At 57.8% G+C, this 19,834-nt stretch carries 20 protein-coding genes; 7 read left to right on the top strand and 13 right to left on the bottom strand.

All coding sequences use genetic code 11. The features are described from left to right. The first annotated feature begins 28 nt into the window (after positions 1 to 28). On the top strand, positions 29 to 859 hold the full coding sequence (locus M5J09_RS02930) for a dienelactone hydrolase family protein (protein WP_257156895.1): 831 nt from the start codon (positions 29 to 31) through the stop codon (positions 857 to 859). A 64-nt stretch (positions 860 to 923) separates the two neighbouring features. Here M5J09_RS02930 and M5J09_RS02925 read toward each other — a convergent pair whose 3' ends face one another. The 4 genes from M5J09_RS02925 to glmM form a co-directional block, all read right to left on the bottom strand. Further along, positions 924 to 1,142, bottom strand: coding sequence for a hypothetical protein (locus tag M5J09_RS02925; RefSeq protein ID WP_257156894.1), 219 nt, complete (start codon positions 1,140 to 1,142; stop codon positions 924 to 926). Positions 1,143 to 1,497: 355 nt separating this feature from the next. Continuing rightward, a complete protein-coding gene (locus M5J09_RS02920; protein ID WP_257156893.1) occupies positions 1,498 to 3,165 on the bottom strand; it encodes a zinc metalloprotease in 1,668 nt (555 codons plus the stop codon). A 68-nt stretch (positions 3,166 to 3,233) separates the two neighbouring features. Next, complete coding sequence (locus tag M5J09_RS02915) at positions 3,234 to 3,545, bottom strand: hypothetical protein (protein WP_144791354.1); 312 nt, start codon at positions 3,543 to 3,545, stop codon at positions 3,234 to 3,236. Between the two features lie 118 nt (positions 3,546 to 3,663). Next, positions 3,664 to 5,007, bottom strand: coding sequence for a phosphoglucosamine mutase (gene glmM / locus M5J09_RS02910; RefSeq protein WP_257156892.1), 1,344 nt, complete (start codon positions 5,005 to 5,007; stop codon positions 3,664 to 3,666). 143 nt (positions 5,008 to 5,150) lie between these two features. Between glmM and M5J09_RS02905 the strand changes: the two genes are divergently transcribed. The 3 genes from M5J09_RS02905 (at position 5,151) to M5J09_RS02895 (ending at position 6,942) form a co-directional block, all read left to right on the top strand. After that, on the top strand, positions 5,151 to 5,705 hold the full coding sequence (locus tag M5J09_RS02905; RefSeq protein ID WP_257156891.1) for a hypothetical protein: 555 nt from the start codon (positions 5,151 to 5,153) through the stop codon (positions 5,703 to 5,705). Positions 5,706 to 5,791: 86 nt separating this feature from the next. Next, entirely contained in the window at positions 5,792 to 6,286 is a 495-nt protein-coding gene (locus M5J09_RS02900; protein WP_257156890.1) for a hypothetical protein, read from the top strand. Then, complete coding sequence (locus M5J09_RS02895; RefSeq protein ID WP_257156889.1) at positions 6,283 to 6,942, top strand: hypothetical protein; 660 nt, start codon at positions 6,283 to 6,285, stop codon at positions 6,940 to 6,942. Before M5J09_RS02900 ends, M5J09_RS02895 begins: the two co-directional genes overlap by 4 nt. A 163-nt stretch (positions 6,943 to 7,105) precedes the next feature. Here M5J09_RS02895 and M5J09_RS02890 read toward each other — a convergent pair whose 3' ends face one another. After that, complete coding sequence (locus M5J09_RS02890; protein WP_257156888.1) at positions 7,106 to 8,512, bottom strand: hypothetical protein; 1,407 nt, start codon at positions 8,510 to 8,512, stop codon at positions 7,106 to 7,108. A 160-nt stretch (positions 8,513 to 8,672) separates the two neighbouring features. Here M5J09_RS02890 and M5J09_RS02885 point away from each other — a divergent pair, with 160 nt between their 5' ends. Genes M5J09_RS02885 through M5J09_RS02875 form a run of 3 tightly spaced genes read left to right on the top strand, consistent with a single transcriptional unit; the run spans position 8,673 to position 10,449 of the window. Then, the gene (locus M5J09_RS02885) at positions 8,673 to 9,221 is read left to right on the top strand and encodes a hypothetical protein (protein ID WP_257156887.1); all 549 of its coding nucleotides are present in this window, start codon (positions 8,673 to 8,675) and stop codon (positions 9,219 to 9,221) included. Between the two features lie 50 nt (positions 9,222 to 9,271). Further along, on the top strand, positions 9,272 to 9,772 hold the full coding sequence (locus M5J09_RS02880; protein WP_070673515.1) for a hypothetical protein: 501 nt from the start codon (positions 9,272 to 9,274) through the stop codon (positions 9,770 to 9,772). Continuing rightward, a complete protein-coding gene (locus M5J09_RS02875) occupies positions 9,769 to 10,449 on the top strand; it encodes a hypothetical protein (RefSeq protein ID WP_257156886.1) in 681 nt (226 codons plus the stop codon). The genes M5J09_RS02880 and M5J09_RS02875 overlap by 4 nt, the downstream gene beginning before the upstream one ends. On the opposite strand, the gene M5J09_RS02870 is transcribed toward M5J09_RS02875, so the two are convergent. The 8 genes from M5J09_RS02870 to eccCa form a co-directional block, all read right to left on the bottom strand. Further along, positions 10,446 to 11,114, bottom strand: coding sequence for a hypothetical protein (locus tag M5J09_RS02870; RefSeq protein ID WP_257156885.1), 669 nt, complete (start codon positions 11,112 to 11,114; stop codon positions 10,446 to 10,448). The genes M5J09_RS02875 and M5J09_RS02870 overlap by 4 nt on opposite strands. A 9-nt stretch (positions 11,115 to 11,123) precedes the next feature. After that, positions 11,124 to 12,530, bottom strand: a complete 1,407-nt coding sequence (locus M5J09_RS02865; RefSeq protein ID WP_257156884.1) for a hypothetical protein — start codon at positions 12,528 to 12,530, stop codon at positions 11,124 to 11,126. A gap of 222 nt (positions 12,531 to 12,752) precedes the next feature. Continuing rightward, entirely contained in the window at positions 12,753 to 13,289 is a 537-nt protein-coding gene (gene rpsI / locus M5J09_RS02860) for a 30S ribosomal protein S9 (RefSeq protein ID WP_042529389.1), read from the bottom strand. Beyond that, on the bottom strand, positions 13,289 to 13,732 hold the full coding sequence (gene rplM / locus M5J09_RS02855) for a 50S ribosomal protein L13 (RefSeq protein WP_070537443.1): 444 nt from the start codon (positions 13,730 to 13,732) through the stop codon (positions 13,289 to 13,291). Before rplM ends, rpsI begins: the two co-directional genes overlap by 1 nt. A 414-nt stretch (positions 13,733 to 14,146) precedes the next feature. Continuing rightward, positions 14,147 to 14,434: a WXG100 family type VII secretion target gene (locus tag M5J09_RS02850; RefSeq protein ID WP_042529385.1), complete on the bottom strand. Its 288-nt coding sequence runs from the start codon at positions 14,432 to 14,434 to the stop codon at positions 14,147 to 14,149. A gap of 53 nt (positions 14,435 to 14,487) precedes the next feature. Continuing rightward, positions 14,488 to 14,805 (bottom strand): WXG100 family type VII secretion target, encoded by a 318-nt coding sequence (locus M5J09_RS02845; protein ID WP_070537444.1) that lies wholly within the window; start codon positions 14,803 to 14,805, stop codon positions 14,488 to 14,490. 181 nt (positions 14,806 to 14,986) lie between these two features. Further along, the gene (locus tag M5J09_RS02840) at positions 14,987 to 16,081 is read right to left on the bottom strand and encodes a type VII secretion-associated protein (protein ID WP_257156883.1); all 1,095 of its coding nucleotides are present in this window, start codon (positions 16,079 to 16,081) and stop codon (positions 14,987 to 14,989) included. Then, positions 16,078 to 19,800: a type VII secretion protein EccCa gene (eccCa, locus tag M5J09_RS02835; protein WP_257156882.1), complete on the bottom strand. Its 3,723-nt coding sequence runs from the start codon at positions 19,798 to 19,800 to the stop codon at positions 16,078 to 16,080. The genes M5J09_RS02840 and eccCa overlap by 4 nt, the downstream gene beginning before the upstream one ends. Positions 19,801 to 19,834: the final 34 nt, after the last annotated feature.

The raw sequence follows: 19,834 nt of genomic DNA, 5'->3' as shown, positions 1-19,834 counted from the left end.
GGGCAGTCTTTCCTCTATTCTGTAAAGCGTGTCTGCGAATTTGAAGAAGCATCTCGGTACGTTGTCCAAGCGCGGCCCGCACCGCGTCCTCGTTGGTGACCTGTCCTATGCAGGTCTGGAGGGCAAGGTCTACACCCCCGCTGAGGGTAAAGGCTTGCCGGCCGTGGCCTTTGCCCACGACTGGACGAAGAACGTGAAGGACTATCACGCCACCCTGCGCCACCTGGCCAGCTGGGGCATCGTCGTCGTGGCCCCAGATACGGAAACCGGCGCTTTTGCCAATCACCGCAACTTGGTTGCTGACGTCGAAAGCGCCCTGCAGATCGCCACAGGTGTCAAGATGGGCGCCGGTAAGATTTCGGTTTCTCCTTCGAAGCTGGGCATTGTCGGCCACGGCATGGGCGGCGGCGTCGCTACGTTAGCTGCAGTGGATAACTCCAAGGTCCGCGCGGTGGCCGCACTTTACCCTGCTGATACGTCACCGTCCGCAATCCAAGCCGCACGTGCTGTGAAGGCACGTGGCCTCATCATTGGCTCGGGCCAGGATGATATTTTCCGCGCTGGCAACCCTTCCAAGCTGGCCAACGCGTGGGCCGGCCCAGTGGCGTACCGCGAGATTGCTAAGGGCACGCAGTCCGGTTTTAGCGAGGACAAGTTCTTCAAGCTAGCGCTCGGCTCCGGCTTTTTCCAGGGCTCTGCGGTGGAGACCGCCCGCGGTCTCGTCACCGGCTTCCTCCTCAGCCAGCTTGCCGGCGAGTCTAAGTATGACGATTTCGCGGCTGCCGACGCTTCCGCGAAGGGCGTCGAAAGCTTCACCGGTGAGGCACTGGCTCAGCGCGCTGGCTTCGAACGCGACTAAATACGTATCAACTAGAAGGCGCCGCAAGGCGCAACTCTTCCTTCAGCTACAGCAGGACGGTCAGTTATCCGTCCTGCTGTAGCCTTTTTAGTCGAGGGACCTCAATAAGGCACCAGGCGATAAGTCCAATGCCTGGAAGAAGCAACTGAGCGGCCGTCCACAGCTTTATGTGCGCCATATCTCTGTCGTATTTAATCTCAACGCCAAGCACAACAAAAGCCACCAAGAGGTACAGCATGGGAAGAACGCCCCACAGGACGTCATAAAGCCAAGGCACTGACATGCGGCATTCTCCTCACCCTGGTTGATACATGCAGTAGTCAGGCACCTCACAGTATCACCTGTGACTGCGAGGAACCAGACTTGTTTCTCGCTGCTGCATCAGCTGCGCCTGAGCACCGATTGCACTTGACCACGCGGGCGGTTCTGGCCCTGTCCCTGGCTTTGTCCATGCATAACGCCTCTAGAAGCTGGGCTTCGTCCCTGTCTTTCTGCGTGCGTTTGGGCTTGGGTAGCGCGCTGCGCAGACTTTTCTAGGTCTTCCTGCGCTTTGGCCATCACCTTTTCAAACTCCAGTAACCGAGCTGCGGTGCGCTCACGGAACCCGCGGGCGAATTCATCAAAATCGTTATGCGGCATTACCACTGCCCTGCCTTTCGTGCGTGTACGGACGGGGAATCTGGTTGCGGTGCCTCAGGACCATCGTGCTGTTCAGTCCCCGGGGCTGCTTCAGGCGACGGCGGCGGAGCAGGCATCGGATCTGCAGGAACTGAAGCTCCAGCTGCTTGTACATGTGCAAGTTTCTCCGCCGGGGGCGCAGGTTCTGGCACCGCGCTCAATTCCGGAGGTGGTGCAATCACACCATCGCTTCCTGCAGGTTCCGGAGTTGGTTCAGGCTCAGGTTCGGGGGCCGGCATGTCCTCGGGCTCCGGCGCAATCTCCGGTTCCGGAACATTTTCCAGAAAATCCATAGCTGCATCAGCGAGGAGGCCAATCCCGACCAGCGCAACCCCCACGCCGAGGATGCCCAGGATTCCGCTGCACGACACCTCCGGAGTGCACTCCTCCGTCGGGGCGGGTGGTTCCACGTCCTCGCTATCTTCCGACTCATCCGGGGTGCCAGCATCGTCCGGTTCGTGGGTTTCATCGGTACCGTTTGAGTCTTCAGTTGGCTGTGGGTCCGCAGGAGGGACCATCTCCGTCGAAGCGTCAGAACCCGCATCAGCTGGCGTAGTGGGTGTGTCGTCGCGAACGCCTTTGGCTTCTTCGCAATCGCAGGAAGAGTCCTCAAAGGTCTCGGGACAGCCACATGGTTCGGGAGCGTTGTTCTCGCATTCTATCTCCGGAACGGTCGTCATAGGCTCCGGAGCAGCGACGCTTTGTGGCTGGGTCTTCGGGACAATCTCCTCGGCTGGAGCAACCTTCTGCGCTGTTTCAGGCTCAACTGGTGGTGCCGGCTTCGGTGAAGACTCGGGCTGCGGGCACTCCCGAGGCTCTACGGCCGCAGGTTCGGTCTCTTCCTTCGGTGGTGTCTCCTGCTCACCCGGAGCTTCAGGCGCGGAGGGCTGGCTTGGAGCCGAAGGCCCTGACGGCTGCGTAGGTGAATCTGGCGTGGCAGGAGCTGCCGGGGAGGCAGGTTGGGTCGGCGGTGCTGGTTGCTCAGGTGAAGTCGGCTCACACGGTTCAGGGCTGGGCTGCGGGCAGGGCTGCGAATTGTCGTCGCGGCCGCACTCAGGCGCAGGTGGAGTTTCGGGCAATTCGCGTTCGCAGACGTCACTACAACGTTGTTCAAACTCGCAGTAGCAGTTCTCAATAGCGGTATCGCGATCCCGGCACGTCTGCGAAATTGTGTCATTCGTTTGCTCGATGAGGTCACCACCGATGGATGAAATCACTGGAATGATGAGCTTGCCCAGGGGATGACGCTGCAGCAGCATGGTCAAAATGTTGAGTAGCGGGATTACTGCCGTAATGAGCTCTACCAAAGCAGAGTCAGAGATGTGAACAACATCCTCAATGGCATCCGAGCATTGTTGCGCTGACTCCACGAGGTCATCGGCCTCCCGACGTTCCTCTTCAAAGTCATCCTGGACGCCACGTAAGCGGTCCATAATCGCGCCTCCAGCCAGAGACAGTACCGTGCCGAACAAGAACTCTTTCAAGCCCTTACCACCGCCCAACGGACGCCGCGCGCCCATCGCGGACGCAGTGTTCATGACTAGGTCACCTGGGTTGATGCCTTCGACCGATCCCACCATGTCCCCCAGCAAGCCGATAGGCGTGCTGGGGCCGGCATAGCTGCCCATACTGGCAGCCTGAAACTGGGATACCGCCTGTGAATAATCCCCCAGAAGGGATTTGACCACCGTCGACACTAGTTCACCCCCGTGGTTTGCGCGCCGAGTTGACCTGCAAGACCACGATCGACATCACCGTAGGCGCGGATCTGCGCGCGGGCGGCGTCAGCGGTGGCAGATATGTTGTCCAAACGCCAGGCGCCACGCTCATGCAAGCGACTCAACAGTGCTTGAATCTGTGCTCCATGACCCCCAAAATCCCTGCCTGCTGAGGATTGAGGGAAATCGGGGGCATCGCCCCGGTGGGCATCGCTTTGCACGGCAGTCTGGTCAATGACGTTGCTCAGAAGCCGCATGGCTTCGTCTTCATCAAAAAATACGTCGGGCATACAAGCGCCCTCCTTCTCGTCCACAATGAACAGTTATTCCTGCTCTTATTGGACTGAGAAAGCCCCCTCTCGGTTCCCCGTCATCCCAAATTTTCCGGGGAACCGCTGAACACGTGATTTACACTGCGGAAACGGCCGCGGCAAGGCGTCCTGCTACCTTGCGTGCCTGCTCCTTCTCAGAGGCCTCCACCATGACGCGGAAAAGCTCCTCGGTACCGGACGGACGCAGCAGTACGCGGCCAGTGTCACCCAGCTCCGCCTCGGCGGCGGCGATGGCTTCCTTGACCTCGGGGGCGTCGAGAATCACGGCTTTGTCAGACACCGGAACATTAATGAGGACCTGTGGCAGCACGGTCATGACGGAAGCCAGCTCCTTGAGGGACTTCCCGGATTTGGCCATGCGCGCCATGATGGACAGGCCGGTCAGCGTACCGTCACCGGTGGTGCAATCATCCGGAAGAACGACGTGACCGGATTGCTCACCGCCCAACGAGAAATCACCACGGTTGAGCTCCTCAAGCACGTAGCGGTCACCCACCGCAGTTTCCTTGACCTCAATGCCCTGCTCCTTCATCGCGATCTTGAGACCCAGGTTGGACATGACAGTAGCTACGAGCGTGTTGAAACGGAGGTCATTCTCCTCCTTCATCCCCACGGCCAGCAGCGCCATAATCTGGTCACCGTCGACGACAGTGCCTTCGGCGTCAACGGCCAAGCAGCGGTCGGCGTCACCGTCATGCGCCAGGCCCAGGTCTGCGCCGTGCTCCACGACGGCCGCCTGTGCCTTGTCAATGTGGGTCGAACCGCAGTCCTCATTGATGTTGAAGGCATTCGGCTTGTTGTGGATAGCAAAAACCTCAGCACCAGCTGCCTCATACGCAATTGGAGCCACCTTAGACGCAGCACCATTGGCGGTATCGACAACAACCTTGATGCCGGTCAGGTCAGTGGTGACAACTTCAGCGAGGTGCTTGAGGTAACGCTCGCGGCCATCGGGAGCCTCAGAAATAATGCGGCCGATTTTCGTGCCTGTTGGACCGCCCTCCGTGATGGTGTCCATGGTGTCTTGGATGCGGTCTTCGACCTCATCCGGGAGTTTCTTGCCGCCCGCGGAGAAGAACTTAATGCCGTTGTCCGGCATCGGGTTGTGCGACGCCGAAATCATCACGCCGAGATCGGCCCCAAAGTCATCGGTAAGGAACGCGATGGCCGGGGTCGGCAGCACGCCAACACGGACGACGTCGACGCCACGCGAGGCCAAACCCGATGCGATGGCTGCATCCAGCATCTCACCGGATACGCGGGGGTCACGGCCGATAATGGCGAGCGGGCGGCGCTCGTAGGACTCACGGTCCGAGGTCAAAACCTCTGCCGCAGCCTGTCCCAGGCGCAGCGCCAGAATCGGGGTGAGCTTCTTGTTCGCGAGACCGCGAACTCCGTCGGTTCCAAAAATACGAGTCATAGCCCCCAATTATGCCTGCTGCACCCCACCCTCCGCAGGTTGGGATACTTTCCATGTTTGAGAACCTCAATCCGATGCCACGGCTCAGAAGAAGCCTCCCGATATGTAAGCGAATTGCGACGGCTTCTGCTTGAATAAACGACATGAGGGAAGCAAGAAACTTTCACCGCCGGCTAGGCTCAAAAGGAGTTTCACTTTTCAAGACCCTTTCCCCAGAAATCTCGACCAAGTTCAAGGCAGCTATTCTCGCGCTTGGTGGTGGGTTGTTAGCGATTGGAAATACCGAAACAGCCGAGTCCGCCGTACCACCACTTGTGCAACCAGACGAAATCGTTCATCTTCAGCAAGCAGATGTTGTTATCTCCGATCTGCAAACCGAAGATGGAACAGTTTCCTTTCAAGCTACCTTCATGAATACGAGCGACTACCCATTCAACTGGTTTATGTACAGAAAAATGTTCACACTAGAAAGCAATGGGGAGAAAATTTCATCTACCGAATACGACATATCAATGTCACCAGATCAGAAAGGAATAACAAGGGCAAACCCGGGTATCCCATTTACGCTAATCTTTGACATTCAAGCCCTTCCCAATCTCACAATGACGCTGAACAACCTCTCATTCCGGAAGTCAAACCTGGACATGTCCTACGACTGGTTCGATCCTGTTCCGCATTCACGCCTGAAACTATCATGACCAGACCACCCTCCCATCGGCCAAAAGTACCCCAATCACGTAAGCTTCTGAACGTTACTCTCGGTTTAGCAATCACGTCCATCGGAATGGCCATCAACGATCAATTGCCCGACGCAAAGGAATCTCTATACTCCCCTTTAGAGTATGACGACAACGTTCCACGCCACGCGACAATCTCCAACCTTCAGATTGAAACGAGGCCACTCCCCCAAGACGAAACACCCGCGTTTCCCTCCAGGGCAACAGTAGCCCTAGAAGGACAACCTTCAAGATCAACAGCACATACAAAAGTTTATAGAGCAAATGTTTCCTACACCGTTACACGTTCGCAAGGAGATTACCACCCCACTTTCTACATGGAAGACGCCAGCCAACGAGTTTTTTGGGCAAAAATGGAAACATGCGAACCCGAGATTCTTGCCGAACCAGTCCGATGCATGACTCCAATCGACTTTCCCGAAGATGCTCTCGGCCATGCAACGCTATATTTCCGAATTGGACATGGCATCGGAGGCGGTTTTTACGAACAAAAAGTACCGATGGAAAAATACATTAGATTCCCCGTTGAATTGAAACCATGACAAAGCCCACACCCAAACCCTGGTACTGGTTAGGCGCCATCATCGCATGCATCATCATGCTGGGCGCCTCATCTTCACTACTAATTCACGGATACAGGCCAACAACCTTTCACTCTGAGACTGTAGGCACGCTTGGACAACCTATAGACTTCCATTTCGCAGAAAACGTGGATGGGGAACGCTTTACGCGAGAAGCCATCGTTAAACTAGATAGCTTTGGCGAAGTATCCCAGGAAGAAGTCGCCGAGGCTTTCAATGCCGCTCGAGACAAACAATTTCCGACCTATTCCAACGTTGGCTCATTTTATAAGGCCACTTTCATATGGAACGCTCCGCCAGATAGTCCTCTCAATTCTTGCTATGTAAAGTTAGCCGACCGTGAGGAATTAATGCATCCCTCTATTCTCAGCACTTCACCCGAGGACGATCCAACCCAGTTTCTCGAAAACGATGCCTGTCAACCGAATGGCCGAAAAGGCCCCGACGGCTACACCGTCATTGAATACGAATCCAGTATTAATCAAAGGTCGGAAAAACGCCCTCAAACGTGGAAAACATCGCATTATTTTGCCACAAACCGTGGATTTACACCTACCAATATCTTCATCTATTGGCTTCCCCCATCTCGGATTCGAATCGATCTTGAGGCCTATTAGTTCCTGTAATCACTGTGAGCGAGTCTGTTTTCTTAACTGGCGTTCCTCGAATCTTTCCCCCAAGGATCGTATTCGAAACAGCCTTACCCAGAATGGATGCAACAAGGACGAAAACGACCGGACCGTTCCGAACCAAGGCAGCAAGATTAAAAGTCTTTTGGGCTCACGAACCTTGATTCTTTTCGGACGTTCTTTCCGCGGCATTACCAGTCCTTTTGTTCTCCTGATCAGGCACCACAATACTTTCTGAAATCGGAAGTGCCTTAGTTGAATCAGGCTGTTTGGAAGACTCAGATCTGGTAACGAGGAATCGGTCCACGGCAGCAATCACGAGAGGAATCGCAACCAAAAAGTATGCGGTGCGTGCTACGGCCATGATGTACGGTTCAATCGCAGCAGTCAGTGTGTCCAAAGCCAATGGCTTCAGTGCAGCTCTAGCGATTTGGACTACTCCTAGTTCCACCGAGGCTGTAGCCATGAATGCAAAACAAAAGATTAACATTGGAATTGCACCGGCAGGTGTCAGAGTCTTGAAATTCCGCCAAGCATTGCGAAAAGGCCCCAATACTGGTTGAGCCGCATAATCCAATAATTCCTTGGTTGATCCATAGGCCGCCCTCGTATAGCGACGGCCATACTGCGCCCAGAGGCGCCTTCCATCCTCTGGGGTGGCTGATTTATTCGCTAACTGAGGCACCGAGATCGCCTTAGCCCGAGATGAATCATCATGACGCTCGATCGTCAAACTCGTATTGAAAACGACTGCGCAAATCGTCAACCACGAAAATGGAACGATAACGAAATTCGCTAGGGCCCCCGCATGATCCCAAATCCATCCTAGAAAATCACCAATTATCCAGGTATGGCTCACTACCCAATCACGAAATTCGTTGAATCGTTCCCAGAGGTCTCCCACACCTTTTCGCGTGAGAACCCACGACTTGATACTCGTGTACGTGAGCTTTAGGTTCACGCTTGCCGACGACATCCATAGAACTTCAAAGTATGCTGCTAACATTGCAGCGCTGAAAAACTTCTCGCTGATCTTCGCAACGCTAATTATTTTCCGTAATGCAATTACGGTGATAACGAATCCGAATGCGAGCCAACCATCCTCCAGAAAGACTCGGCTAAAGTTATAATCCTTCGCTGTAGTAGCTGCTTCTACTGTGACAGCAGCATAATGCAAGCTGGAAAGGTCATCTCGAAGGAGTCCATGAGAGACGTAGACTGCCAAAAAGGGGACGAACAAGCTACCAATAGTTAGAAGAGTTACTCTGTCCAGCCTTTTAAAACGCGATTCACCTCCGAAAAACTCCATTGAGGGCTGCAGTATCCAGAAACACATTATGATTCCCACCATCACCGATAGCGGGGCTAACGGGAAAAACAAAGTCGCCGCCAATGACGAGTACTCCGACAGCAGTAACGCTCCCCAGAGCACAGCAGCTCGTGCTGCCAGCGCTAGGCATATCACCGTCAACAGCTGGGGCAAGTACCACCACAGAAGTTTTGCAGCATTGACTGGGATCGACAAGGCTTCTCGAGCGTCTTGTTTCAAGACATTCACAACGCTAAGTATAGAATGATTTAGCAATTCTGAGCTACGTTTACCAGACCGACCAAAGGTCGACTCGGTTTTTCCTCACTTACCCCAGCACGATGCAGTGCGCTGGGGAAACTCCCCGATTGACGCGCGCAGCGTGCCAACTTCTGCTTGAATGTTGGACATGGCGGACGCAAAAGGCGTGATGAGCCGCACAGGCTCAAAGGGATTTCGAGCCCTGAAGACACTGACAGACGGTGTGATCACCAAGTTCAACATGGTGGCGCTCGCTGTCGCTGCCGTCTTTCTCGTGCTTGGCAACACCGAACCAGCGAAGACTGCAGATCCAACAACCATCACTCCAGGTGAGACGGTGGAATTAACACAGGCCCATGTGGTCTTCGACAAGCCGCGCATTGAGGACGGCCAAGTCCATGTCACCGCCACCTTACTCAATACTCAGGACGCAGCATTTTCGGACTTCCAACAGACGTTTACGCTGACCAAGAATGGTGAGCCTCTACCGTTTGACCAGTTTTCCATTTCACCGTCACTGCACAATGGTCCGGTAACGAATGCCAACCCTGGGGTCCCTTTTGCTCTCGACATCATCGTGGATGACGTTCCCGGGACGGTGCTTACCCTCAATGACTTAACGGTACGCAAATCTAGCTTGGACATGTCCTACCGCTGGTTTGACCCCACGCCCGTAGCAGAGATGGAGTTAGCATGACGCATCGCAGGTCTTCCGCTCGGCCCCTGCTCAACCGTAAGAAGGTACCGATGGTCGCCGTCGCCGCAGCGATCACCTCCCTTGGCATTTTCATTAGTGACCAAATGCCAAAGCCACGTGATGTTGAGTTCGCCCACTTTGAATACACGGACGAAATCCCTGGGCACACGCGTATCAGCCAGGTAGAAGCCCATACCCGCCCACTGGCTGCAGCGGAATACGCAGAATTTACCGGCACGCTACCCGAAGGCGAAGAGCTCAACGAGCTATATGAAGTTGCCATTGATTTCACGTTGGAACGCACGCACACATACCCGTTGATTCCCAAGCTGGAAGACTCCCAAGGGCGTGTTTTCCGCACGTCTTCACCGCAATGTGACACTGAAGTGACCTCTTTACCCATGACGTGTACCAGTATCTTTGTACTTCCCAAAGACTCACTGGGGCCGGCCACGCTGGAGCTAGAGGTAGAAAACGTCCTCGGTGATTTCCACCAGCAGCCAGTGCCTATGGGCAAGGAGCTTCACACCGCCGTGGAGGTTAAAGCGTGACGCAACAGGACACAGCACCAAAAAAGCACTCGAAAGCGTGGTGGTGGGCAGCAACAATCCCAGCGCTCGCTGTGATGGTGGCGGCTTCATCCTCAGTCATGGTGCACGGCTATCGCCCACTGTCAGTGCATTCGATTGCTCAAGCAGGCACGCAGGAACCGGTTGAGTTCAGTTTTGATTACCAAGTGGATAAAGATAACGTTCAGCGCTCCGCAACAGTCGAACTCACCAGCCTTGAAAAAGCTGAGCCTGCGGAATTCGGCACCGCGTATGCGGAGAAAAACCTCATGGATCCACCTCAGCTTCCAACAGGCTTAGAGTTTTACAAAGCCACCGTGGCATGGCACGCAGATCCGGAAAACCCACTCGAAAGCTGCGAGGTGGGACTTCGGAATTCCCAGGGAATAGAGCAGCCTGTCCTCCTCGTGTTATCTCCAGAAGATGCCCCCGTCGACGTACCCACTATGTTCCCTAATTTGTGTGAGCCTGAGGGCGCTGAGGGCCCTCAGGCGATCAATCCTTTTGAACTGGATGCCAACATTCTCCCCGAACCCAGCAACCGCCCAAATGATTGGGAGATGACTTATTACTTCATCACTAACCCGGGATTCGCCCCCACAGAATTATTCATCACCTGGGGTGCCCCGCACGAAGTTCGTTTGGGCACGGGCTCTTAGAAGCCTTCCCCGCTCACGACCGCCTCGACGTCCTGTGCACCTGGTTCTGTCTTGTTCCAGGGCCAGGACACCAAAATCTTTTCTTGCGGGTAGTAAACAAAGATGTCACCGCCACCAAATCCGTCTTTGCCCCATTCATTGACAAGGACCTCCGGCTGCGTGCCATTCGCTTCACGAACAATCCGAGTTGATGTTTGGAAGGTCTCATCGTGGAAGTCGGGCAGGGCGCGGTAAATTTTCTCTGCCTCCTCCCCCATGACGACGCTCCGCGAGCTGTGGAACGTCATGAGACCTTGTTCATCTTGTTCTTTGGTAAGCCAAGGCTTACAGGAATAGCCATGGGCACCTTCGAGCAAAGCATTCGTTGACATAAGCGCGGTTTCAGTACACAACGCAACCTTTTCAATAAAGGTCTCTGGTAGTACGTCTTCGGTCTCAGGGCGCAGGTTCACAATGTGGTCTTCGCGCAGGTCTGAGCGTACCAGCTCATCACCAGATTCATGCCGTTTGATCTGTTCCACGGTGATTCCACCAACGACCAGAACCGCTGCAATTACCACAGTGAGAATATTGAGTTTCCGTGAGCTCATCTGCCCGGAAGAATCAGTAGTCGCCTCCGCGCGGTCCACCTCGGCGGATTGAGAGTTATCCGTAGTCTGCGTCACCTGTTCCACCTACTTCTCTCCTGCCGGAGCTGCGGCTGATTCGGTTTCTGCTTCCGGCGCTTCAAATACATCGCCATCGGCTTCTTCATTCAGTTCTTCCTCTGTGGCGTATTCCGCGTTGAGGAAGCGATCCAGCGCGGCAACAACGAGGGGTAGCGCCACGATGAAATAGACTGCGCGCGCCAAAACCAGTACATAAGGCTCCAGGCCAATCGTGATGATCCCTAACGCCATTGGTTTAATGATGGCGCGCAGGGCATAAATCACGCCCAGCTCTGCGGCGGATGCCAGAACAAAGACGAAGCAGAATGTCAGCATGGGGACTACTCCTGCAACGGTCAGCGTCTTGAAGTTGCGCCACGCACTGCGGAAGGGACCTACCACTGGCTGCGCAGCGTTGTCGAGCATGTCACGAGTCGTGCGGAATGCTGCTTCAGAGTAGCGGCGGCCGTACTCGGCCCACATCTTTTGCTCGGCATGCGGGGAGAGCCTGCCTCTTTCAGCGGGGCCTTCAATGGGGGCATCAGCCACCGTCTGCTCTGGAGGAACCGTGTCCTCCGAGGGGGGCTTCTTGTCTTCTTCCCTAGTCAGACTCGTGTTGTACACCACCGCACCTAAGGTCAACCAGGCAAAAGGAACGACGATGAAGTTGCCCATTTGCGCCGCGTTGCTCCACAACCATCCGATCGGAGCGCCAATGAGCCCTGTGTGCTCAACTATCCAATCCTTGGCGCTCACAATTGCATCCCAGACTGGGCCGATGCCTTGGCGGGTAAGAATCCAAGTACGGACCTTGTCTAGGTTGCTGCTGATGCTGAGCGACGCCGTGGCCATCCACAGAATCTCAAGGTAGGCCGCGGCAGTAGCCATGCCGAAAGCGCGCTCGCCTAACTTGAGCGCTCCAATAAGCTTGCGCAGCACAAGGATGGAAAGGATAAAGCCGGCAAAAAGCCATCCAGTACTAATGAGTGAGCGCCCGAAGTCATAATCCACAAAGCTAGTGGCCACCTCAATGGTAATGCTGTCATACACAAATGTGCGTCCGTCATCGCGCAGCAGTCCGTGGGACGAATACACGGTGAGGAACGGAATGAGCAGGCCACCGACGGTGAGAAGCGTGGTTTTATCCAGTTTGGTAAAGCGGGTCTCGCCGCCGAAAAACTCCATCGACGGCTGCATGATCCAAAAACATATGATGACACCTGTCATCACAGACAGCGGCGCAAAGGGGAAGATCAGGGTTGCCGCTAGGGGCGAAACTGAAGAAACAACAACTGCCAGCCACAGCACCGCAGCGCGCGACGCCAACGATAATGCAATCACGGTGACCAGCTGCGGCAGGTAGCGCCACAGCAGCTTCGCGGCATCGACAGGAACTGCCAGTGCGTCCCTTACGCTTTCCTCAATCACATTCACGCCGCTTAGTATAAGGAGAATCACACAGCTGCGCTGCACGACCGGGAAACTTACCGGGTTACTCCCCATGGGAGTAAGACCAAGACAGGCAGCATGTTAATGGCATGTAGTCAAGTAGCGCCCCGAGAATTTGCGGAGAGAACGTACTCTCCACCAACGGCGAAAGCCGCCGCCTCCTGTGCAAGGAAGCAGCGGCTTTCGGGAAATGCAGTAAGCGAAGAATTAACGCTTGGAGTACTGCGGGGCACGACGTGCCTTGTGCAGACCAGCCTTCTTACGCTCAACGGCACGAGCGTCACGGGTGAGCAGGCCAGCCTTCTTGAGGGCCGGGCGGTCAGCCGGGTTGTAGACGTTCAGTGCGCGGGCGATGGCCAGGCGCAGAGCGCCGGCCTGACCGGTCGGGCCACCACCGTTGACGGTGACCTTGATGTCGAACTGGCCATCGCGCTCGAGGATGGTCAGCGGCTGCAGGATGTCCTGCTGGTGCAGCTTGTTCGGGAAGTAATCGTCGAACTCGCGGCCGTTGACGGAGATCTTGCCGGAGCCAGCAACGAGGCGAACGCGAGCGATGGCGCGCTTACGGCGACCAACGGTCTGAATCGGGCCCTCGTGGATGGCCGGAGCAGCGGTCTCAGCCTCTGCGTCGGTTTCCGGTGCCAGGGAATCACCAATGGTGTTGGTGAACTCCTCGGTAGCGGCGGTTGCTGCAGCGATGTCGGCAGCGTCGGCTACATTGTTGTCGATGTTCTGCTCGGTCATTACTGTGCCACCTGCTTAAACTCAAAGGTTTCCGGCTTCTGGCCGGCGTACGGGTGCTCCTCGCCCACGAAAACGTGCAGCTTCTTGATGGAGGCGTTGGAAAGCTTGTTGTGCGGCATCATGCCCTTCACAGCTTCCTCGATAACGCGAACCGGGTTGGCGTCCAGGGACTGACCAAGAGTCATGGACTTCAGGCCGCCCGGGTAACCGGAGTGGCGGTAGCGCATTTCGCGCTCGCGCTTGTTAGAGGAAACGTGGATCTTGTCCGCATTAAGGATGATGATGTGGTCGCCGCAATCAACGTTCGGTGCGTACTGGGGCTTGTGCTTGCCACGCAGCATGTCTGCCACGGTGGAAGCGAGCTTGCCCAGAACCACGTCGGTAGCGTCGATGACGTACCACTTGCGGGTGATGTCACCGCTCTTCGGGTGGAAAGTAGACAAAATGACTCCTTGAAAGTCTGTCTCGGAACTGCCGGCCAACGCTATGTAAGCCCCTACGCGGTACATACAGCGGCCGGTGGAGACCTGCAGTACGCGCGCACCTCAATAAAAGGTGCGGACACATAGGTGATTCACCTTAGTACGCAGCAGGTCAAAACCCAAAACGCCGATATCGCCCCCCGCCAACTTTTCTACTCCCGGTGAATGGGGGTGGGGGAAGCGGGAGAAGAATTGTTGACGAGAAGCGATACCGGCGCCTTCCGCAGGCGGGAGGTACTTCGAGCACACAGGTGATGGTTGATGGTGCGTCCAGCCTCTCCTTATCTCTTGTCCAGCGCCATTCACCGCTCACAAGTGTGAATGGATACGGAAAAAGAGTGCTCGGGTGGCCCGCTGTGGAAGGACGGTGAGCGTTTAGCCCCAGCTCGCAGCGGCGCGACGGTTGACGTCACTCATGTTGTCGTTGCCCTGAGAGACGGTGGTGGAAATGGTAGCGAGCACCGTGTTGAGCTCGGCGGCGGCCTTATCCCACTTAGCCTGCGCGGCGTTGTAGGCAGAGGCAGATTCGCCTTCCCAGCTGGACACCATGGGCTGCAGGGTGGCCTTGAGGTCACCGAGGAGACCGTTGATGCGGCCGGAGGTTGAGTTGATATCGGCGGCGGCGCCGGCGATGGCGCCAAACTGGTACTTGATTCCAGACATTGTGTGTTCCTTGATCTGTGGGTTAGTGGAGTCGTGATAGCTGACGTGGGTGGTTACAGGGCGAGGCCGGCGCCACCGACGTTGTCGAAGGACTGGGCGTTATCTGCCTCGACAGAATCGAAATTGCGGGCGTTATCGCGGATATTGTCACTGATGGCGGTGAGTGCCTCACGCAGCTGTTGCGCAGAGGAGTTGTAGCGCTGCATGAGGTTGTCGAAGGACACCTGTGCGCGGCCCGACCAGCTTGCGCGGACGGAATCCACCACGCCCTGCAGGCGGGTGAGTTCTCCCTGTACTTCATCGTTGGTGGAGTCGACGCGGCCGGCGGTGGCCACCATAACGTCGGCTTCAGTGCGGAAAGTCTGAGTCATAATCTTTGGTCTCTTTCTGTGTCCCTTGCTGGGGCATGTCCCTTCGGTACAAAGGGCTTCAAGCTAGTGAATAGTTCCCCCGAGAAGCACCCTGTGTCCTTCTCACCCTTATTGGACTGAAGCAGCACCCAATCGGTTCCCGCCGATCCGAAAGTTTTCAATTTTTCTCAAGCACCCGGCACTAGTCTTTCTTGACCAGCGATTCTGCTGCCATGCGGCACGCGGCTTTCTGGACCACGTTGGGCTCAAACTTGGTGTGACAGCCCACGGACATCTGGTGGCCTTTGTCCTCCCACATCATCCACGACACGCGAGAACCATCTCCGGGCTCCTCGGTGTAGCTCAGTCGCCCGTTGTGTTCCGACGGTTCCTTCAGCGTTGGGTCGGAGTCAATTTGTTGTGTGATTTCGGCAAAGAGGGCCTCCACCGGAACATTGAAGAGTGGGTCGGCAGCGAGAAGGATACGGAGGTTAGGATCTTCGCCGGCTGCGGTGACAAGGCCATCCTCCACACTGGTGCGAAACCCTTGCGGCAACACAAGGGACATCCCTTCCACGTCGATAGCTTGTTGGCCCGGACGCAGCTGCCGGCTACCAGCCTCCGCGGTTCCACCACCCTTCGTGTCAGCCGTGGCCACGACCGGGGTATCCACCGAGGGGTCAGTCTCAGAGGAAGGGGTGGCCGCGGCACTGGTGGTGGACTCTGCAGCTGTGGGGTTTACGGCTAAGGCCGTATCTTTGCGCCCCACCGCCCACCACGACACCCCGGCCACGAGCAACACCATGACGGCAATCGCGATGTAAAAAGGGTCGATGCCAAACGGCACAGCGGGAGTTTTCGCGCGGTGCGAGCGGCGTGGCCGAGGTGAGAGGGTTCGCACCGAGGTAAGTTCCTCTTCGGGGTTGGACTCCTCCGCCTCTACGGCAGAGGTACGTCGTGCCACGGGTGGCGAGGCGGGAGCCGCCGGTGGTTCTGGTTCGATCACCGAGGCACCCGTGGCGCTGAGTTGGCGCCGAAGAATCGCCACGGCCTCGGTGGTCACGTCGGTACCGGAAGGATCGGCCACGACGTCGACGGTGACATCCGGCCAGTCTGCCCCACAGATTTTCTCCACTTGGTCAAGGACGGTGTCAAGGGCCCAGCCCTCGGCAATGCCGGTACCGGGCAGGTCATAGCGGTAGACGGTCTCTGGGCCTTCATAGATGGTGGCGGCGTCGAGAACCGTGATCGTGAGCGTGGTGGTCGGGGTGGTGCGCAGGGCATGGGCTGCGGTCATGAGTTTTCTCCTGAATCAGTAGTGGTGTGAACGTGCGGGACATAGACCTGAGCCAATCCCTGGGCAGCACCGCGGACGACCCATTGGCCACGGCCGGGCGGCAAAGCGGTGGGTTTGATGCCAAAGATGGCGCCTTCGTCGCGGTCGGCGTCGAGAAGCAGCAGCGCCGGCTGCAGGTCACGCACCGCCGAGAGGAACTGCCCAAAGAGCGCGCGGCCAATGCCACCTGACTTGCGCGCCACGATTAGGTGGAGGCCAACGTCGCGGGTATGCGGGAGCAGCTCCAACAGGGGTGCGAGCGCGATTTCACTGACAAGGTCAAGGTCATCAATAACGAGGTAGATCTCCGGCCCTTCCCACCAGCTGCGAGCGGCAAGCTGCGCAGGCGTCACATCGGGGCCGGGAAGGCGCTGTTTCAGCGTGCGCACGGTGTCGATGATGGTCTGGGTTGCCGCGCTTGCCGACGCCCCATACGCCGCCACCATCTCCTCCTTCAACGTCCCCAAATGTGCGCGGCGCTCATCGATGACAACCAAGCGCGCTGCCTGCCTGTCCAACCGGCTGATGCCGGCCATGATGACGCTGAGGAACTGGGATTTTCCGGCTCCGTGCGAGCCGATGCATACAAGGTGATGCTGCGTCGCTGGATCCCACGTGAGGACGTCGAGGTCAGGGCCGCCGACTCCCCAGGCAATGCCGCGCGGTTCCGCAGCATCGGCGGCACGAGGAAGATCGGTGAGCACCGCAGGCAACATTTTGAGCGCAGGAACAGGATCCGCTTCAGCATGGACTCCGCAAATGTGCGCGATGTCTTGGGGTGAGGTCGACGCAAACAGCAGGTTCTCCCCTGCCACCGTGATGCCACGACCAGGTGCGGCGGGAAGTTTCTGCTGAGCTTTGCGGTCAATGAGGGAATCCATGGCCTCGCCCAGGCGCAGTTCAAGGCGCGCGGAAATCAGGTCACGAATAGACGGCCGCAGACTGGTCCATCGCGCCGCAGCGATGAGCACATGGACGCGGGCAGAGGCACCGTCGGCCACCAACTGGGTGATGGGCTCGGACAGGTCCTCGAAGTCTGCGCCTGAGGTGCCAATGTGGTGCCACCCATCGACGATGAGGAAAGTGTGGCGTTCTTCCGGTCGGCGAACAAATCCTGCGACTTCGTCGACGATGCGCCGTACCTTTTCGGGCTCGTCGCGCCCCGCCACCCCAGCCACGTGCGGCAGACGTTCCAACACGCGGAGCTGCCCACCACCCAGATCGATGACATAGAAGCGAATCTCCTGTGGCGAGTGATTCAGAGCCAGACCGGCGACGATGCTGCGTAATGCCATCGATTTTCCTGACTGCGGCCCACCGCACAGCGCCAGGTGTCCACCGCCCGTGGTGAAATCCACAGTGAGTGGGTCCTGACGCTGGTGGTACGGGCGATCGATGAGCCCGACCTCTGCTCGCAGCCCGGCGCGGTCTTCGCTGTCTAGTGCCGCCACCGCGGACAGTTCAACGACCGGAGGAAGTGGCGGCAGCCAGATTCGCCTCGCAGATTGACCTCGCACCACAGCCTCGTCCCGCGCCGCGGCCACCACGGTTGACGCCAGTGTGGTTGAGGAGTCCACGAGCACCGAATACTCCGATTCTTCCTCCTCTGCCTGCCACCCGGTAAAAAGCTCCACGCGCGGGGCTCGGCGGCTGCTGTGCTCAGCGTTGGGGTCTGAGCCTGGCAGGGCTGCAGCCTCGCGAGCAACCCGGCGCGTGACCGGACCGGACACATAGGAGGCTTGGAAACGCGTAGGCGCATCCGCGTCCGTCTTGAGGTAGCCAGCGCCAGGCTGGGCAGGCAAGTGATAGGCGTCCGTCACACCCAACACTTGGCGGGATTCGCCCGCAGAGAAGGTCTTCAGCCCAATGCGATAGGACAGGTGCGAGTCCAACCCGCGCAGGCGGCCTTCCTCCAATCGTTGGGAGGCCAGGAGCAGATGGACGTGCAGTGAACGCCCGAGGCGTCCTACTGCGACGAAGAGCTCGGCAAAGTCTGGGTGCTGTCCCAGCAGCTCAGAGAACTCATCCACGACGATGACGAGGGCCGGCAGCGGACCGTACTCACGTATAGCCTCTTCGGAAGCGTTGAACTCCCCCACGTTGGCAAAGTTGCCGGCCTTACGGAGCAGCTCTTGGCGGCGGTTCATTTCCCCGGAAATCGCGTCATACATGCGCTCCACCAGGGTGGATTCCTCCTCCAGGTTGGTAATGACGGCGGAGGTGTGCGGCAGCTCATCACAGCCCAAAAAGGTTGCGCCACCCTTGAAGTCCACGAGGACGAGGTTGAGCTCATCCGGGCTATGCGTGGCAGCAAGGGCGATGACGAGTGTTCTCAAGAGCTCCGATTTTCCACTACCGGTGGCGCCAATGCACAGGCCGTGTGGGCCCATTCCGCCCTGGGCGGACTCCTTAAGATCGAGCAGCACTGGCTGCCCAGATTCGTCCACGCCGATGGGCACGCGCAGCCGGTCTGAGGGCGTGCGGCCATGCCACATTCCAGAATCCACGAGCTCATCCACATCGCGGTACCCCACAAGCGCGGGCAGGTCAGCATCGCGCCCATGCCGTGGGGTGGAGCCAGCCTCACTACCCAGCGGCCGGTGATACGGGGCAAGGGTGCGCGCCCACAGAAGCGCGCTGGCTGCCTCGATTGTTTCGCAGCGCCCTAGGTTCTCATCACCCGCTGCCGTCACCACGGACAAGGTCCCCTCGGCGCGTAGGTAGATCCCTTCCTCCTCAGCGCGGCGGCCGAGCGGAGAATGGGGCGTCACTCCCACAGCGAGGGTGACGGTGGGGTGGTTCGCGGGGACGTCACCAAGCGCAGCATGATAAGCCCCCGGATCCTCCTCGACGACACAGATCCGGAACTGGGCCTGCTCCGGATCGCGGGTGTGCGGCAGCCACTTGAGCCACTCCCACCCCTTCCCCGGGTACTCAATCCCCACGGTCTCTGGACCGTGGAGCACGGCCAGATGCAGCAGCATCGCCCGGGCCGCCCCGTGAGCATCCTCCCCAGCTAGGCCCACGATGGGGAAAGCCTGCAATTGGATGACCACGGGCATATCTGCCAGAGTTCCGACTGCCCGCACGGTCTGGCGCAAACTCACCGCGCACACCGGATCGAGATCCTCCGCCGCACCCGAGTCCGGCACGTTGATGGGCGTACACAGCGCCATCGGGCCCGACCCCACGCGCACCTCCAACGCATCTGGGGCATCTGGGCCGCGCTCCCACAAACGCGATGTGCCAATGAGCGCGGCTGCCTGCCGTGGGGTGGGATTGCGGTGTTCCTCGTGCGCGCGCTGCGCTGCTCCCCTGTCCAGTGCCTGCTCGCGCAGCGCCTTGAGGTGGCGCAGGTAGGTTCTCCGCGTCTCATCTGGGTCTTGGCCACCACTTTGTGGATTAAACATCATGGCCATACTGGCCAGCATCATGAGCGGAAACATGAGGCTCATGGGGCTAATCCGGCGTGTATCTCCTGCGCCCAGCACCATGAGCGCCACCATGCCGAGCATTGCCGCCACCATGACCAGCGGCATGAGCAGGCGCACGAGAGGCACCGGCTGGGCACGGGCAGCCTCCGGTACGGCCTCGGCTTCGATACTGCCCTGCGGCAGCGGCGGCGCCGGCTCCCGATAAGCCAACGATCCGGAATCAACGACGCGTGTAGGTACGCGCATGTCTGAAAGTCCTTCCCCCCGAAGTACTCCACCG

Source organism: Corynebacterium sp. BF-R-2 (assembly GCF_024586525.1).
In the GTDB taxonomy this organism is placed as follows: domain Bacteria; phylum Actinomycetota; class Actinomycetes; order Mycobacteriales; family Mycobacteriaceae; genus Corynebacterium; species Corynebacterium singulare.
This window is presented reverse-complemented; position numbering and strand designations above follow the sequence as displayed.

Bases quoted from the DNA above. Each gene is read 5' to 3' on its own strand.
- eccCa (WP_257156882.1), bottom strand. From the start codon at position 19,800: ATGCGCGTACCTACACGCGTCGTTGATTCCGGATCGTTGGCTTATCGG.
- M5J09_RS02920 (WP_257156893.1), bottom strand. From the start codon at position 3,165: ATGGGCAGCTATGCCGGCCCCAGCACGCCTATCGGCTTGCTGGGGGAC.
- rpsI (WP_042529389.1), bottom strand. From the start codon at position 13,289: ATGACCGAGCAGAACATCGACAACAATGTAGCCGACGCTGCCGACATC.
- glmM (WP_257156892.1), bottom strand. From the start codon at position 5,007: ATGACTCGTATTTTTGGAACCGACGGAGTTCGCGGTCTCGCGAACAAG.
- M5J09_RS02915 (WP_144791354.1), bottom strand. From the start codon at position 3,545: ATGCCCGACGTATTTTTTGATGAAGACGAAGCCATGCGGCTTCTGAGC.
- M5J09_RS02845 (WP_070537444.1), bottom strand. From the start codon at position 14,805: ATGACTCAGACTTTCCGCACTGAAGCCGACGTTATGGTGGCCACCGCC.
- M5J09_RS02840 (WP_257156883.1), bottom strand. From the start codon at position 16,081: ATGACCGCAGCCCATGCCCTGCGCACCACCCCGACCACCACGCTCACG.
- M5J09_RS02880 (WP_070673515.1), top strand. From the start codon at position 9,272: ATGGTCGCCGTCGCCGCAGCGATCACCTCCCTTGGCATTTTCATTAGT.
- M5J09_RS02925 (WP_257156894.1), bottom strand. From the start codon at position 1,142: ATGTCAGTGCCTTGGCTTTATGACGTCCTGTGGGGCGTTCTTCCCATG.
- M5J09_RS02905 (WP_257156891.1), top strand. From the start codon at position 5,151: ATGAGGGAAGCAAGAAACTTTCACCGCCGGCTAGGCTCAAAAGGAGTT.
- M5J09_RS02900 (WP_257156890.1), top strand. From the start codon at position 5,792: ATGGCCATCAACGATCAATTGCCCGACGCAAAGGAATCTCTATACTCC.
- M5J09_RS02895 (WP_257156889.1), top strand. From the start codon at position 6,283: ATGACAAAGCCCACACCCAAACCCTGGTACTGGTTAGGCGCCATCATC.
- M5J09_RS02885 (WP_257156887.1), top strand. From the start codon at position 8,673: ATGGCGGACGCAAAAGGCGTGATGAGCCGCACAGGCTCAAAGGGATTT.
- M5J09_RS02850 (WP_042529385.1), bottom strand. From the start codon at position 14,434: ATGTCTGGAATCAAGTACCAGTTTGGCGCCATCGCCGGCGCCGCCGCC.